This is a genomic window from Vogesella facilis (assembly GCF_042648525.1).
Taxonomy (GTDB): Bacteria; Pseudomonadota; Gammaproteobacteria; order Burkholderiales; family Chromobacteriaceae; genus Vogesella; species Vogesella facilis.
Genome location: NZ_JBHRXN010000001.1, coordinates 1 through 14,885 on the forward strand (window position 1 = coordinate 1; position 14,885 = coordinate 14,885).

Genomic DNA, 14,885 nt, shown 5'->3' on the forward strand with positions numbered 1-14,885 from the left:
TATCGGTTATTTGGTTTGTTAAAGAGCGGGCTGACTTCGTTTCGTTGCGTCGTCAGCAGAGGAGGCGAACTATACCCACCAGTCCGACCCCCGTCAACACCCGCAACCGCAAAAAACCTAATCAATTCGACAAGTGATTGATCTGTAAGGGCGAAAAAAAACAAAAAGGTTGGCCGCGGCCAACCTTTTGCTTGAACGATGGTGTAATCAGCCCTGGTGATAACTGGTAACGCGCTCGACTTCTTCTTTGGAGCCCAGGAATACCGCCACGCGTTCGTGCAGACCTGCGGGTTGAATATCCAGAATGCGCTGGTGGCCGTTGGTGGCCACACCGCCCGCCTGCTCGACGATGAAGGCCATCGGGTTGCCCTCGTACATCAGGCGCAGCTTGCCCGGCTTGGATGGATCGCGCGCGTCTTTCGGGTACATGAATACGCCGCCACGCACCAAGATGCGATGCACTTCGGCCACCATAGAGGCCACCCAGCGCATGTTGTAGTCCTTGCCCAGCGGGCCTTCGCTACCCGCCAGCATCTCGTCGATGTAGCGGCGTACCGGTGCTTCCCAGTGGCGCAGGTTGGACATGTTGATGGCGAATTCCTTGGTGGTCTCCGGCACCTGCATGCGCGGGTTGGTCAGCACCCAGGAACCCAGCTCGCGATCCAGAGTAAAGCCGTACACGCCCTGACCGAAGGTCAGCACCAGCATGTTCTGCGGACCGTACACGGCGTAACCGGCGGCGACCTGACGGCTGCCCGGCTGCAGGAAGTCCTGCTCGGTAGGCTGGGCATTGCCTTCCGGTGCTTCCAGTACCGAGAAGATGGTACCCACCGAGATGTTGACGTCGATGTTGGAGGAGCCGTCCAGCGGGTCGAACATCAGCAGGTAACGGCCGCGCGGCATGTGATCCGGGATGGAATGCGGCAGCTCCATTTCCTCGGACGCCATGGCGCCAAGATTGCCGCCCCACTCGTTGGCTTCCAGCAGGATGTCGTTGGCGATCACGTCCAGCTTCTTCTGGGCCTCGCCCTGCACGTTGCCGGTGCCGGCATCGCCGAGCACACCGGCCAGCGCGCCCTTGTTGACGGAATGGGCGATGGCCTTGCAGGCACGCGCCACGGTTTCGATCAGCAGGCGCAGATCCGGCGGCAGGGCACCGTGCTGACGCTGTTCTTCAATCAGGAAACGGGAAAGGGAGATACGGCTCATGCTGGTCCTCGTATCGCAAGCTATTGATAAATTCGGTTAAAGGCAGTTTACCACCGCACTTTTCGGCTGCGGAATGTTGGTGCATAACTACATGAAAATAGCCATGAAAAACGCCCGACAGGCGGGCAACGGCGAGAAACCGTTGCGCTGTCGGGCGTAGAGGCAGCCTTGCGGCCAACCTTAGACGTTCAATTCCTTGGCCAGGTACAGCCAGGTTTCCACCACGGTGTCCGGGTTGAGGGAGATGGTTTCAATACCTTCCTCTACCAGCCACTTGGCGAAGTCCGGATGATCGGACGGGCCCTGACCGCAGATGCCTACATACTTGTCGAGCTTGCGACATGCCTGGATTGCCATGTGCAGCATGGCTTTCACGGCTTCGTTACGCTCGTCGAAGGTGGAGGCGATCGGGCCTCCGGAGTCACGATCCACACCCAGGGTGAGCTGGGTCATGTCGTTGGAGCCGATGGAGAAGCCGTCGAAGAACTGCAGGAACTTCTCGGCCAGTACCGCGTTGGTCGGCAGTTCGCACATCATGATCAGGCGCAGGCCGTTTTCGCCACGCTTCAGGCCGTTGGCGGCCAGGATCTCGATGACTTTCTCGGCTTCGGCCAGGGTACGCACGAACGGGATCATCACTTCCACGTTGGTGAGGCCCATCACGTCGCGCACTTTCTTGATGGCGCGGCATTCCAGCTCGAAGCAATCGCGGAAGCTGTCGGCCACGTAGCGGGCAGCACCACGGAAGCCCAGCATCGGGTTTTCTTCGTGCGGCTCGTACAGTTGGCCGCCGATCAGGTTGGCGTACTCGTTCGACTTGAAGTCGGACATGCGCACGATGACCTTTTTCGGGGTGAAGGCTGCGGCCAGGGTGGACACGCCTTCGGCGATCTTGTCGACGTAGAAGTCAACCGGGCTGGCGTAGCCGGCGATGCGGTCGCTGATGGTGGCTTTCAGGTCGGCCGGCAGGCGGTCGAACTCCAGCAGCGCTTTCGGGTGGATACCGATCTGGCGGTTGATCACGAACTCCATGCGCGCCAGGCCCACACCTTCGTTCGGCAGCTGCGCGAAATCGAAGGCCAGTTCCGGGTTGCCCACGTTCATCATGATCTTGACCGGGGACTTGGGCATCTTGTCCAGTTCCAGGTCAACGATTTCCACGTCCAGCAGGCCGTCGTAGATGTTGCCGGTGTCGCCTTCGGCGCAGGATACGGTGACCTGCATGCCTTCTTTCAGCACGGCGGTAGCGTCGCCGCAACCTACCACGGCCGGGATGCCCAGTTCACGCGCGATGATCGCTGCGTGGCAGGTACGGCCGCCGCGGTTGGTGACGATGGCGGCGGCACGCTTCATCACCGGTTCCCAATCCGGGTCGGTCATGTCGGTTACCAGCACATCGCCCGGCAGTACGCGATCCATTTCGGAGGCGTCCTTGATGGTGCGTACCACGCCCTGGCCAATCTTCTGGCCGATGGCGCGGCCTTCGCACAGCACGGTGGACTTGCTGTTCAGGCGGTAGCGACGCAGGGTGTCCTTGCGGTTTTCCTGCGACTTCACGGTTTCCGGACGCGCCTGCAGGATGTACAGCTTGCCGTCTTCGCCGTCACGACCCCACTCGATGTCCATCGGGCGGGCATAGTGTTTTTCGATGATCAGCGCGTAGTGGGCCAGTTCGGCCACTTCGGCGTCGGTGATCGAGAACTGTTTGCGCAGTTCCGGCGCCACGTCGACGGTGCGTACCGAGCGGCCAGCTTGCGACGCGTCGGTGAACTCCATCTTGATCAGCTTGGAACCCATGGTCTTGCGCAAGATAGCCGGGCGGTCGGCCTGCAGCGTCGGCTTGTGCACATAGAATTCGTCCGGGTTCACCGCACCCTGCACCACGGTCTCACCCAGGCCGTAGGAGGCGGTAACGAATACCACGTCCTCGAAACCGGACTCGGTGTCGATGGTGAACATCACGCCCGCCGCACCGGTATCGGAGCGCACCATGCGCTGGATACCAGCCGACAACGCTACCACGTCATGGGCAAAGCCCTTGTGTACGCGATAGGAAATGGCACGATCGTTATAGAGAGAGGCGAACACGTGCTTGATGGCGTCTTTGACGTTATCAAGGCCACGGATATTCAGGAAGGTTTCTTGCTGACCTGCGAACGAGGCATCGGGGAGGTCTTCTGCGGTGGCAGAGGAGCGGACTGCTACGGAGATATCGGCGCCGCCGGCATCGGCAACCATTTTGTCCCAGGCTTGCTTGACATCCTGCTCAAGCTTTTCTGGGAACGGCGTGTCGATGATCCACTGACGGATTTGCTTGCCGACTTTCGCCAGCTCCGTCACATCATCGACATCCAGCTTGCCAAGGGCGTCGTTAATCCGGTCGGCAAGCCCGTTGTGTCGAAGAAAATCGCGGTAGGCATCTGCGGTAGTCGCAAAGCCGCCCGGCACTCGCACGCCGGAATTTGCCAGCTGGCTGATCATTTCGCCGAGCGAGGCGTTTTTACCGCCTACGCTTTCGACGTCAGTCATACGCAGCTTCTCGAACCAGATGACGTAGTTCTCTGCCATCACTTCACTTCCTGTGTTGGATTGGACGATAGGGAAGCCCGCATTCTAGCCGAACAACTCCTTGTTTGCGTAGCAACTTTTGCAATGCACAACGCGGGGTTTTCCCTTGCCTGAACGGGGGATTGGCTTCCGTCCATGATCCTATCTCATTGTTGGACAAGGTAAAATGTAATTTAACAACTACATGAAACTGCAAAATGCCTGTCACACGGCACGGCGTGATCTTGTCGCTGGCGGCAATTGGGCACAGACTGTAGCGCGCACCTCCAATCCCTAGCAGGACATAGCATGCCAAACCGTCGCACCGTCTTCTTTGTTTCCGATCGCACCGGTATCACCGCAGAATCGCTCGGCAACACCTTGCTGACCCAGTTCGATACCGAGGAATTCAACCGCGAGACCGAACCGTTCATCGACACCGTGGAAAAGGCGCAGGAGTTGGCCCGCCGCATCGACGACATTGCCGCCAGCGACCTCCGCAAACCGCTGGTTTTCACCAGCATCATCAAAGCCGACGTACGCGCGGCGCTGCAGGTGAAAAACGCACTGGTGATCGACTTCTTCCAGACCTTCATCGGTGAACTGGAAGCCGAGCTGGGCGAAAAGGCCACCATGTCGGTGGGCAAGGCGCACGGTATGGATGACGAGGAGAAGTACGACCACCGCATCGAGGCGGTGAATTTCTCGCTGAACCACGACGACGGCGTGAAGCTGAAGGATCTGGACGAAGCCGACGTGGTGCTAGTGGGCGTGTCGCGCTCCGGCAAGACCCCCACCTGCCTATACCTGGCGCTGCAGTACGGCATCAAGGCGGCCAACTATCCGCTGACCCCGGAAGACCTGGACAGCCCGACGCTGCCCAAGATGCTGCTGCCGTTCAAGCAGAAGATGTTCGGCCTCACCATCGACCCGTCGCGCCTGCACCATATCCGCTCCGAGCGGCGCCCGGATTCACGCTACGCCAGCATGGACAACTGCCGCCGCGAGGTGAACGAGGCGGAATCGATGTTCCGCCACCACGGCGTGCCGTTCATCAGCACCACCCATATGTCGATCGAGGAAATCGCCTCCACCATCATGCATAACGCCCATCTGGTGCGCCGTTTCTAATCTGCGGCCAACTATCGAACAGCGCTTGACGCGATGCAATAAAGCGTGTTGAGATGAACAGCATGAATACCCGCAACGCAACTTCCTTCAGCTTTTTTACCTGGTGGCGCCACTAACGGCGGCACCCAGGTTGCGTACGCACAAGCAAACCCGGGAGCAGCCGACAAGGCGCCCCGGGTTGATTTTTTCCAGCAGTCCCCTCCCCCAGCGCCGAGTCGGTCTCCCAGACAACGGAGATCAGCATGGACAGCCTCGCCCACATCACCAGCAACGACATCATCCTCACCGGTGACCGCACCACCGGCCCGCTGCACCTAGGCCATTACGTCGGCTCGCTGCGCAACCGCGTGATCCTGCAGGAGCGCTGCCGGCAGTTCCTGCTGCTGGCCGACGCCCAGGCGCTCACCGACAACATGGGCAACTACCTGAAAGTGCGCGACAACGTGCTGCAGGTGGCGCTCGATTACCTGGCGGTAGGCATCGACCCGGCCAAGAGCACCATCTTCATCCAGAGCCTGGTGCCGGAGTTGATGGAGCTGGCGTCCTACTACCTGAACCTGGTCACCGTGTCGCGGCTGGAGCGCAACCCCACCATCAAGGACGAGATCAAGCAGCGCGGCTACGAGCGCGACATCCCGGCCGGCTTCCTCACCTACCCGGCGGCGCAGGCCGCCGACATCACCGCCTTCAAGGCCAGCATCGTGCCGGTGGGCGAAGACCAGATTCCGATGATCGAGCAGACCAACGAGATCGTGCGCCGCTTCAACAACAGCGTGGGCCGCGAGGTGCTGGTGGAGTCGCGCGCACTGGTGCCGGCCGCCGGCGCCCGCCTGCCGGGCATCGACGGCAAGGCCAAGATGTCCAAGTCGCTGGGCAATGCGCTGGCACTGTCGGCCAGTGCCGACGAGATCAGCCAGGCGGTGAAGATGATGTACACCGACCCCAATCACCTGCGCGTGGACGACCCGGGCCAGGTGGAAGGCAATGTGGTGTTCGCCTACCTGGACGCGTTCCACCCCGACGCCGCACGGGTGGCCGCGCTGAAAGCGCACTACCAGCGCGGCGGCCTGGGCGATGCGCAGATCAAGCGCGAGCTGGAAGATATCCTGCAGGCGCTGTTGGCGCCGATCCGCGCCCGGCGCGAGGAATACGCCCGCGACCCGGCGCAGGTGATGGAGCTGCTCAAGCACGGCACCCGCCGGGCACGCGACGTGGCCGCCGCCACGCTGGCGGAAGTGAAGCAGGCGATGGGCCTCAACTACTACTGAGCCGTGGCGGCAGCGGCCGCCGTTTGAACCCGTGCGGCCAACGTTGGCCGCACGCACGTCGCAAGGGAGCACAGCATGGAATGGATCTACGACTGCCGTAACCTGGATGAAGTGCGCGAACAGATCGACCGCCTGGATCGCGCCATCGTCAGCCTGATCGCCGAGCGCGGGCTGTATCTGCAGCAGGCCGCCGGTTTCAAACCGGGTAGCGCGCCGGAAGAGGACGGCAAGCGCATCGACCAGGTGATGCGCCGCGTCAGCCGGCTGTCCGGTGAGCTGGGGGCCGATGCCGCGCTGACCGCCAAGATCTACCGCACCATGATCGGCCATTTCGTCGAGCGCGAACGGCAGTTGCGGCTGCAGCCGCCAGGCGTAGCCTCGTGAGCGGGCGTCTGCCGGCGGCCGACTGCCGCACGCTGGACGCCATCCGCGCCGGCATCGACGACATCGACCGCCAGGTGATCGCGCTGCTGGGCGAACGCTACGGCTACGTGCAGGCCGCTGCCGCCTTCAAGCGCGATGCCGACGCGGTGCGCGCGCCAGAGCGACTGGCCAGCATGCTGCGGCAACGGCGCGACTGGGCCACCCAGGCAGGGCTGTCCGCCGACGTGATCGAGCAGCTCTACCGCCAGCTGGTGGACTACTTCATCGCCGCGGAAATGCGCCACTGGCAGGATGCGGCCGAGCTGTCGCCGCCGGCCGCCTAAGCCGGGCGGCGACAGTCTGGCACCTTAGCCGGCCCTGGCAGCAGCGGTCAGCGCGTAGCCGGCCGGCATGCCTCAGGACAGCAGCAGCGCGCCGGCCAGACTCCACATCACCGCGCCTACCACGCCATCCAGCACCCGCCAGGACAGCGGCCGGGCGAACAGCGGCGCCAGCAGCCGCGCGCCGTAGCCCAGCGCCAGAAACCACAGCAGCGAGGCGCAGCTGGCGCCGAGCGCGAACCACAGCCGGCTGTCCGCCGGCTGCTGGCCGCCGATGGAGCCCAGCAGCACCACGGTATCCAGATACACGTGCGGATTGAGCAGCGTCAGCGCCAGCACGGTGGCCAGCGCCTGCTGCAGCGGGATCGCCACATTGCCGGCCGCCACCGCCAGGCTGTCGTTGCTCAACACCGCGCGCCAGGCGCGCAGGCCATACCAGAACAGGAAGGCCGCGCCGCCCCAGCGCGCCAGCTCCAGCAGCAGCGGGCTCTGTTCGATCAGCGCGCCCATGCCGGCCACGCCGGCACTGATCAGCAGCGCGTCGCAGACGATGCACACCAGCACCGTGGCGCCGACATGTTGGCGCAGCAGCCCCATGCGCAACACATGCGCGTTCTGCGAACCGATCGCCATGATCAGGCTGGCACCCAGCCCCATGCCCTTGAAAAACACCATGCTGCTCATGCCCGCCCCTCCGTATTGATTGGCAGCCAGCATGCCGCAAACGGCACAGCATCAACAGCAATATTAAATTTTCTGCCGTATCATAAATTTTGCTTAATTTATGGTTGACCGCATGAAACTCGACCCCAGACAGAGCGAAGCCTTCCAGGCCGCCGCCAGCAGCGGCAGCTTCGACAGCGCCGCCAGCGCGCTGCACATCACCCCGTCGGCGCTGTCGCAGCGCATCCGCGCGCTGGAGGAAAGCCTCGGCAAACCGCTGCTGGTGCGCAGCCGCCCCTGCCGCCCCACCCGCGAAGGTCAGCTGCTGCTGCAGCACCTGCAGCGTGCCGCTTTGCTGGAGGCCGACCTGGCCGCCAGCTTTGCCGGCAGCGACGCCGAGCTGCTGAGCATCCCGCTGGCACTGAACGCCGACAGCGTCGCCAGCTGGTTCCTGCCGGCGCTGGCGCCGTTCCTGATTGCCAAGGGCATCCTGCTGGAGCTGACGGTGGACGACCAGGATCACACCTACAGCCTGCTGCAGGCCGGGCTGGCGGTGGGCTGCGTGTCCACCGAGGCGCAGGCCATGCGCGGCTGCAGCGCGGTGGCGCTGGGGGTGATGCGTTACCGCGCCATGGCGGCGCCGGGCTACATGCAGCGCCATTTCGCCGCCGGGGTGACGCGGGAGGCGCTGCGGCGCGCGCCGGTATTGATCTACAACCGCAAGGACAAACTGCAGGACAACTGGCTGCAACAGCACTTCGGCCTGGCACAGTCGGCCTGCCCCTGCCATTTCCTGCCCGCCTCCGACCCGTATCTGCAGGCGGTACGGCTGGGGCTGGGCTGGGGCATGCTGCCGGAAGTGCAAGTGGCCGCGCATGGCGGCCACGAGGGTCTGCTGGATCTGCTGCCGCAGCGGCCGGTGGATGTGGCGCTGTACTGGCACAGCTGGAAGGTGCAGGCGCCGCGGCTGGAACAACTGTCGGCGGCGCTGGTGGCGGCGGCGCGCGAGGTGCTGCTGCCGTTACCGGCTTAGACGGCCCAAGGTTGGCCGCAGGCGGGCGCGGAGCAGCGCGGCTAGATCGCGCGCGCCAGGGGGTGGCTGGAGGAAAACGCCACGGCGCGCCGTTACAGCGCGTTAATGTGCATGCCGTCGCCGGCAACGCCTTGGCGCCGCAGGCTTGGCCCTGCGTGTTACTGTGGTGCCGGCTGTGGCAGCAGGCGCTCCATCAGCTGGCCACCGCTGTTGACCGGCGCCGGCAGCAGCTGCATGCCGCCCCAGGCCAGCAGCAGCATCAGCGCCACCACCGCGCCGCCCTTGATCATGAAACCATAGCTCCAGCCCACCTGCTCCTTGTGGCGCACGCCGTACAGCAGCGCCAGCGGCGGCACAAAGAACGACAGGCTGCCCCACACGATGCGGCCGTTATTCAGCGCCGCCATGGTCGCGCCCAGGCAGCCAACGTAGAACATCGCCACCGCGGCGGCGAATACCAACCCGACCACGCAGGTCAGTACGATCAACAGGATTTCCATCATTCTTCCAGGTTCTCGGCCGGCGGTTGCAGACCGTCAAAAGCCACGGCGACACCAGGCGGACACTGCGCGCTCAGCGCGTGGTATTCCAGCTGGTGCGTCATGTGAATCAGCCAGGTCTGGCCTGCGGCCAACCTTTGCGCCCAAGCCAGCGACGCCGCCAGATGCAGGTGCGACGGGTACGGCTCCGGCCGCAGGCAGTCGAGGAACAGCGTGTCCAGTCCCTGCAGCAGCGCCACGCTGCTATCCGGAATCTCCGACACGTCGGTGAGCCAGGCGGTGTTGCCGATGCGCCAGCCCAGGCACGGCCAGGCACCGTGCCGCAGCGGAATCGGCGTCACCAGCACCCCGCCGATGCGGAACGGCGCCGTCACCGTCTCGGTGAGCAGCACCGGCTTGTCCCACACCGGCGACGGCGGCGCCAGCGCGTAGTCGAAGCGGCGGCGGATATTGTCGACGGTGAAGTCGTTGCCATACAGCGTGACCGGCCCGCGCTTGACGTAGCAGAAGGCGCGCAGATCATCGATGCCGTTGAGGTGGTCGGCATGCGGGTGGCTGTACAGCACCGCATCCACGCGGGTGATACCCTCGCGCAGTGCCTGCTGGCGCAGGTCGGGCGAGGTGTCGATCAGCACACCCTGCTCGCCGATGCGCACATAGGCGGAGCAGCGGGTGCGCACATTGCGTGCGTCGCCGGAGCTGCAGGTGGCGCAGTTGCAGCCGATGGCCGGTGTGCCACTGCTGGAGCCGCAGCCCAGTACCGTCCACTGCACGGATGTCATCGCTAACTCCTTACGCCGGCGGGCGTTGCGCCTTGGCGAACAGGCGGAAATAGTTGTCGCTGGTGGCCTCGGCCAGCGCCTCGAACGCCATGCCGCGCAATTCGGCCACGTGCTCGGCCACGTGCTTGACGAAGGCCGGCTCGTTGGTCTTGCCGCGGTACGGCACCGGCGCCAGATACGGCGAATCGGTCTCCACCAGCAGGCGGTCCAGCGGCACCTTCTGCGCCACCTCCTTCACCACCGCGGCATTCTTGAAGGTAACGATGCCGGACAGCGAAATGTAAAAACCCAGGTCCAGCGCCAGGCGGGCGATGTCCCAGCTTTCGGTGAAGCAGTGCATCACCCCGCCCACCTTGTCGGCGCCGTGCTCGCGCATCAGCCGCACCGTGTCCTGGGCGGAGGAACGGGTATGGATCACCAGCGGCAGGCCGGTACGGCGCGCGGCGCGGATATGCACCGCGAAACGCTCGTGCTGCCAGCCCAGATCGCCCTGGCACCAGTGGTAGTCCAGCCCGGTCTCGCCGATGCCCACCACCTTGGGGTGGGCGGCGTGCGCCACCAGCTCGTCTTCGCTGAATTCCTCGGCCTCCGGATCGTCCGGGTGGATGCCGACGGTGGCGAACAGGTTGGCGTGCGCCTCGGCCAGCGCCAGCACTTCCGGGTACTTGGGCTTGCTCACCCCGATCACCATGGCGTGACTCACGCCGTTGGCGGCCATATTGGCCAGCACTTCCGGCATGCGCGCCGCCAAGTCGGGAAAATTGATGTGGCAGTGGGAATCGACCAGCATGATGCTTCTTCCAAAAAAATTGCGGCCAACATTGGCCGCAACGTTTGCCTGCGAAATTGTAGAAGAACGTCAAACAGTTGTGAACCGCTGCCGGACAAGACAGCCGGACATCAATAGAAGTTCTGCCAGATGTTCTCACGCAATTTGAGGGCACCTTGCGACAGCTGCTCCAGCGCCCCTTCTTCCGCCAGCCGCGCCCGGTAGATCACGATGGGGTTGGCATAGCGGGACTCTACCTGCTGCAGTTCGAGCAGTTGTGCGCCGGAGGAGAAGAACTTGCGTTCACGCACATAGCGCTGGATCGGGCGCAGCTCGGGCTGCTGATCCTTGCTGGCCGCCAGTGCGGCCGGTGCTTGCTGGATGGCCGCGCAGGAAATCTTGTTGGGCTGGGTGTGCACGGTGCTCTGGAACAGGTTGGCCGCATTCGCCTCGCAGTAGCCGGGAATACGGGTCATGTACTCATTGCGCGACCACTTGTGCAGCGGCACCGACAGGTACATGAATTCCGGCCGGCTATCCGGCAGTTCACGAGTCATGATCAGATAGCCGGAGACGACGTCGCGACTGATCAGCGGCCCGCCGCTCTCGGTAACCTCCTCCAGATCGTAGTCACTGTAATACACCTTCCAGTGCCCCCCCAGATCGAGCCGCTTGCCGGCAATGACCAGCACATCCAGCTCCTCGTTGTCCGGCAGCGCCGATTTGAAGAGCTCCCCTTTGGTTTTGGCGCTATCGAAGAAACTGAACTCGATATTCACATCCCGGGCATGGGCATTCGCCATCAACAGGCCGCTACACAGCACAGACAACAGGCGCTTTTTCATGCTTCCCCTCTTGATAAAATTATGACAAGCAAAATCCTTGTCGATTTTATATGCGCACATACTAAATAGAAAGCATAAAACGCCCAATCAGAATGATGGAAAAGCAGGCCGTAGCAAGGCGGGAATCAAACTGGAAATATGCCACTCACCCGGCAGCGACTGCGGCAATCGCCACACTCAGGCTGCCTTGTCGCCGGGCACTACGGCACCAAGGCGGTTGGCATGCAAGTGCATGCTCACGGCCACACGGCGGTGGCGGCCAAGAAACGGGAGCGTGGCGCAACAACGGGGGAGGAAACCGGACAGCACATACGGCGCCGCCCAGCGCCCTGTTCGATGCTGACTGGCGCCTGCAGCAGGCGCCAGCCGGAACAGCGGCGATTACATGGTATGGGTTGGCCGCGTGGAATTCAGCGCCCCGCCGAGCAGGGTTTCGATGCGGCTGCGCGCCTGTTTGCCGGCGTCGCTGTCGGCAAACTCGATGCCCACGCCCTGGCTGCGGTTGGTATTGCCGGCGGCCGGGGTCAGCCACACCACCTTGCCCTGCACCGCTACCTTCTGCGGATCGTCCAGCAGGGTCAGCAGCAGGAATACCTCGTCGCCCAGGTTGTAGCTGCGCGCGGTGGGCACGAAGATGCCGCCATGGTCGAGAAACGGCATATAGGCGGCATACAGCGCGCTGCGCTCCTTGATCGCCAGCGACAGCACGCCGGGGCGGGCAGCATCCGGTTTGGCATCGGCAGCGTGAGTAGTGGGTTCGGTCATCAGTTTTTGCCGCTGAACACTTTCAGGTAGTGCATCAGCAGGGCCTCCAGTTGCAAACGGGTCACCAGGGTGTGCTGGCCGAACGGCACCAGCAGGTTCAGTTCGCGCTGGCAATGCATCAGTTGCTGCATGTCCAGCCGCGGCAGCAGGCGCGCCAGCGCCGGCTGCATATCCGGATAATAGCGAACCATGCCGGCCAGCTTCAAACTGGCCAGGTCGTGCAGCCACTTGCCCAGCCAGCTCAAGGGCAGCGCCAGCGGCAGTTTGTGGCGATCCAGTTTTTCCATCGCCGCCAGCACGCTGCCCATACCGATCTGGGTCAGCGCCTGCACAAAATCGTTCCGTACCGCAGCCAGCTCGGCATCGTGTTCGAACACCGGCATGCCGCCATGAAACGCCAGCTCCGCCGCGGCGTTATCCAGCCCCTGCTGCGCCAGCCAGGCCAGCGCCACGTCGGGCGCCGGGGCGGTCAGCTGAAACTGCCGGCAGCGGCTCTTGATGGTGGGCAGCAGCCGTTGTGGCGCATCGGCCACCAGCAGGAACACCACCTCGGCCGGCGGCTCTTCTAGCACTTTCAGCAAGGCGTTGGCCGCCGCCGGGTTCAGGCTCTCCGCCGGCTCCACCACCACCACGCGCAGGCCGCCGCGGTGCGACGACAGGTGGGCGAAGTCGATCACCTCGCGCACGCCGTCGATCTTGATCACCGGCAGTTTGCGCTTGGCGGCCTTGCCTTCCTTGCCCTCGTCGTCTTCGTCGTCCTGCGCCGGACTGAGATGGCGGTAATCCGGGTGGTTGCCGGCGTCGAACCAGTGGCAGGCCTGGCACTGGCCGCAGGCGTGCTGGTCCGGCTGGCGGTTTTCGCACAGCAGCGCGCGGGCCACTTCGGCGGCGAACTCGCCCTTGCCGATGCCGGACGGGCCGGTGAACAGCCAGGCATTGGGCAACCGCGCGAAGTGTGCGGCCAACCTTTGCCAGTCGGCGTACTGCCACGGGTAACGCATCAGCCGGCGTCCTGCAGTGCGGCCAGCGCCGCGGCGATGCGCTGCTGGATGGCGGCGAGCTCACTGCTGGCGTCCAGCACCAGGAAGCGCTGCGGGTTGGCCTGCGCGCGCGCCAGGTACATCTGGCGCACGCGCTGGTGGAAGTCCTCGCGCTCCTGCTCGAAACGGTCCGGCAGGCGGCTGCCTTCCAGCCGCGCGCGCGCCACTTCCAGCGGCACGTCCAGCAGGATGGTCAGATGCGGCTGCAGGCCCTGCTGCACCCAGTGCTCCAGCACCGCGATGCGTTCCGCCGGCACGCCGCGGCCGCCGCCCTGGTAGGCGAAGGTGGCGTCGGTGAAGCGGTCGCTGACCACCCACTTGCCGGCGGCCAGCTGCGGGCGGATCACGGTGGAGATCAGCTCCTGGCGGCTGGCGAACATCAGCAGGGTTTCGGTATCCAGCGTGGCATCGGTGTCGATGTCCAGCAGGATGTCGCGCAGCTTTTCGCCCAGCGGCGTACCGCCCGGCTCGCGGGTGAACACCGCATCGATGCCCTGCTGTTGCAGCCACTGACGGATGAACGTCAGGTGGGTGCTCTTGCCTGCACCGTCCAGCCCCTCCAGGGTGATGAAGCGTGCGTTGGACATCATTGGCCTTTCTTCAGAATGTATTCGCGGACGGCGGCATTGTGCTCGTCCAGGGTCTCGGAAAACTGCGAGGCGCCGCTGCCGTCGCCCTTGGCGACGAAATACAGCGCGCGGCTGGGCGTGGGGTTGGCCGCGGCGTCCAGCGAGGCGCGCCCCGGCAGCGCGATCGGCGTCGGCGGCAGGCCGGCGCGGGTATAGGTGTTGTACGGGCTGTCGCGGCGCAGGTCGGCCTTGCCGATGTTGCCGCGGTAGCGCGCGCCCATGCCGTAGATCACCGACGGGTCGGTCTGCAGCCGCATGCCCACCCGCAGGCGGTTGACGAACACGCTGGCCACCATGCCGCGGTCGCTCTCATGCGCGGTTTCCTTCTCCACCAGGCTGGCCATGGTCAGCAGCTCGTACGGCGAGCTGTACGGCACCTCGGCCGCGCGCGCCTCCCACACCGTCTGCAGCTGCTGCTGCATGGACTGATAGGCGCGGCGGTAGATGTCCACATCGCTGCTGCCCGGGGTGTAGAAATAGGTGCTGGGGAAGAACAGGCCCTCGGCCACCTCGCCGCTGATGCCCAGCTCGGCCAGCAGCCGCTGCTCGCTCCAGCCGGCGCTGTCCTGGCGCAGATCGCTTTCCTTCTGCAGCGCGGCGCGGAACTGGCGGAAGCTCCAGCCTTCGATGATGGTGACGCTGCTCTGGTCCGGGTGGCCGTCGCCAAAGCGCGACAGGTACTGCCACATGGCGGTGGCGGCGCCGAACTGGTACATGCCCGGCTTGAGCTTGCGGTCGACCCCCATCACGCGCGACAGCGCCACCATCACCCAGCGGTTGCGGATGGCGCCGTCGTCTTCCAGCGTGCGCGCCAGCTGGATCATGGTGCGGTTGGGGCCGACGGTTACGCTGTAGGGTTGCCGCGGCGGGTTGACCGGCACCACGATGACCCAGGCCAGCCACAGGGCGCACAGCGCGGCCAGCAGCGCCAGCGCACGAAAAGAATGTCGAATCATGTCGGGATTGCGTTGAGGTAAGCGGGGGCGTTAGCCGCCGGCAA

General features: G+C 64.3%; 16 protein-coding genes. 5 read left to right on the plus strand and 11 right to left on the minus strand.

The features are described 5' to 3' along the window. Positions 1–207: 207 nt before the first annotated feature. Positions 208–1,209: a class 1 fructose-bisphosphatase gene (locus ACFOLG_RS00005; protein WP_386087130.1), complete on the minus strand. Its 1,002-nt coding sequence runs from the start codon at positions 1,207–1,209 to the stop codon at positions 208–210. Positions 1,210–1,389: 180 nt separating this feature from the next. Continuing rightward, complete coding sequence (ppsA, locus tag ACFOLG_RS00010) at positions 1,390–3,777, minus strand: phosphoenolpyruvate synthase (RefSeq protein WP_386087132.1); 2,388 nt, start codon at positions 3,775–3,777, stop codon at positions 1,390–1,392. A gap of 288 nt (positions 3,778–4,065) precedes the next feature. Between ppsA and ppsR the strand changes: the two genes are divergently transcribed. The 4 genes from ppsR to ACFOLG_RS00030 all read left to right on the plus strand — a co-directional run bounded on the left by ppsR (position 4,066) and on the right by ACFOLG_RS00030 (position 6,862). Further along, complete coding sequence (gene ppsR, locus ACFOLG_RS00015; RefSeq protein ID WP_386087134.1) at positions 4,066–4,887, plus strand: posphoenolpyruvate synthetase regulatory kinase/phosphorylase PpsR; 822 nt, start codon at positions 4,066–4,068, stop codon at positions 4,885–4,887. Positions 4,888–5,129: 242 nt separating this feature from the next. After that, positions 5,130–6,155, plus strand: coding sequence for a tryptophan--tRNA ligase (gene trpS / locus ACFOLG_RS00020; protein ID WP_386087136.1), 1,026 nt, complete (start codon positions 5,130–5,132; stop codon positions 6,153–6,155). Positions 6,156–6,230: 75 nt separating this feature from the next. Next, positions 6,231–6,539, plus strand: a complete 309-nt coding sequence (locus ACFOLG_RS00025; protein ID WP_386087138.1) for a chorismate mutase — start codon at positions 6,231–6,233, stop codon at positions 6,537–6,539. Further along, positions 6,536–6,862 (plus strand): chorismate mutase, encoded by a 327-nt coding sequence (locus ACFOLG_RS00030; protein WP_386087140.1) that lies wholly within the window; start codon positions 6,536–6,538, stop codon positions 6,860–6,862. Before ACFOLG_RS00025 ends, ACFOLG_RS00030 begins: the two co-directional genes overlap by 4 nt. Positions 6,863–6,934: 72 nt before the next feature. Here ACFOLG_RS00030 and ACFOLG_RS00035 read toward each other — a convergent pair whose 3' ends face one another. Then, positions 6,935–7,543: a LysE/ArgO family amino acid transporter gene (locus ACFOLG_RS00035; RefSeq protein WP_386087142.1), complete on the minus strand. Its 609-nt coding sequence runs from the start codon at positions 7,541–7,543 to the stop codon at positions 6,935–6,937. A gap of 112 nt (positions 7,544–7,655) precedes the next feature. Here ACFOLG_RS00035 and ACFOLG_RS00040 point away from each other — a divergent pair, with 112 nt between their 5' ends. Then, positions 7,656–8,555 (plus strand): LysR family transcriptional regulator ArgP, encoded by a 900-nt coding sequence (locus tag ACFOLG_RS00040; protein ID WP_386087144.1) that lies wholly within the window; start codon positions 7,656–7,658, stop codon positions 8,553–8,555. A gap of 158 nt (positions 8,556–8,713) precedes the next feature. Here ACFOLG_RS00040 and ACFOLG_RS00045 read toward each other — a convergent pair whose 3' ends face one another. From ACFOLG_RS00045 to mltG, 8 genes are all read right to left on the minus strand, one after another. Then, a complete protein-coding gene (locus ACFOLG_RS00045) occupies positions 8,714–9,055 on the minus strand; it encodes a hypothetical protein (RefSeq protein ID WP_386087146.1) in 342 nt (113 codons plus the stop codon). Then, positions 9,055–9,837: an MBL fold metallo-hydrolase gene (locus ACFOLG_RS00050; RefSeq protein WP_386087147.1), complete on the minus strand. Its 783-nt coding sequence runs from the start codon at positions 9,835–9,837 to the stop codon at positions 9,055–9,057. Before ACFOLG_RS00050 ends, ACFOLG_RS00045 begins: the two co-directional genes overlap by 1 nt. Before the next feature lie 10 nt (positions 9,838–9,847). Continuing rightward, entirely contained in the window at positions 9,848–10,627 is a 780-nt protein-coding gene (locus ACFOLG_RS00055) for a TatD family hydrolase (RefSeq protein WP_386087149.1), read from the minus strand. A gap of 110 nt (positions 10,628–10,737) precedes the next feature. Then, positions 10,738–11,451, minus strand: coding sequence for a hypothetical protein (locus ACFOLG_RS00060; protein ID WP_386087151.1), 714 nt, complete (start codon positions 11,449–11,451; stop codon positions 10,738–10,740). 381 nt (positions 11,452–11,832) lie between these two features. Beyond that, positions 11,833–12,216 carry a PilZ domain-containing protein gene (locus ACFOLG_RS00065; protein ID WP_386087153.1) on the minus strand — a complete coding sequence of 128 codons (384 nt, stop codon included), beginning with the start codon at positions 12,214–12,216 and terminating at the stop codon, positions 11,833–11,835. Further along, the gene (gene holB, locus ACFOLG_RS00070; protein WP_386087155.1) at positions 12,216–13,217 is read right to left on the minus strand and encodes a DNA polymerase III subunit delta'; all 1,002 of its coding nucleotides are present in this window, start codon (positions 13,215–13,217) and stop codon (positions 12,216–12,218) included. Before holB ends, ACFOLG_RS00065 begins: the two co-directional genes overlap by 1 nt. After that, the gene (gene tmk, locus ACFOLG_RS00075) at positions 13,217–13,843 is read right to left on the minus strand and encodes a dTMP kinase (protein ID WP_386087537.1); all 627 of its coding nucleotides are present in this window, start codon (positions 13,841–13,843) and stop codon (positions 13,217–13,219) included. Before tmk ends, holB begins: the two co-directional genes overlap by 1 nt. Then, positions 13,843–14,841, minus strand: coding sequence for an endolytic transglycosylase MltG (gene mltG, locus ACFOLG_RS00080; protein ID WP_386087156.1), 999 nt, complete (start codon positions 14,839–14,841; stop codon positions 13,843–13,845). Before mltG ends, tmk begins: the two co-directional genes overlap by 1 nt. Positions 14,842–14,885: the final 44 nt, after the last annotated feature.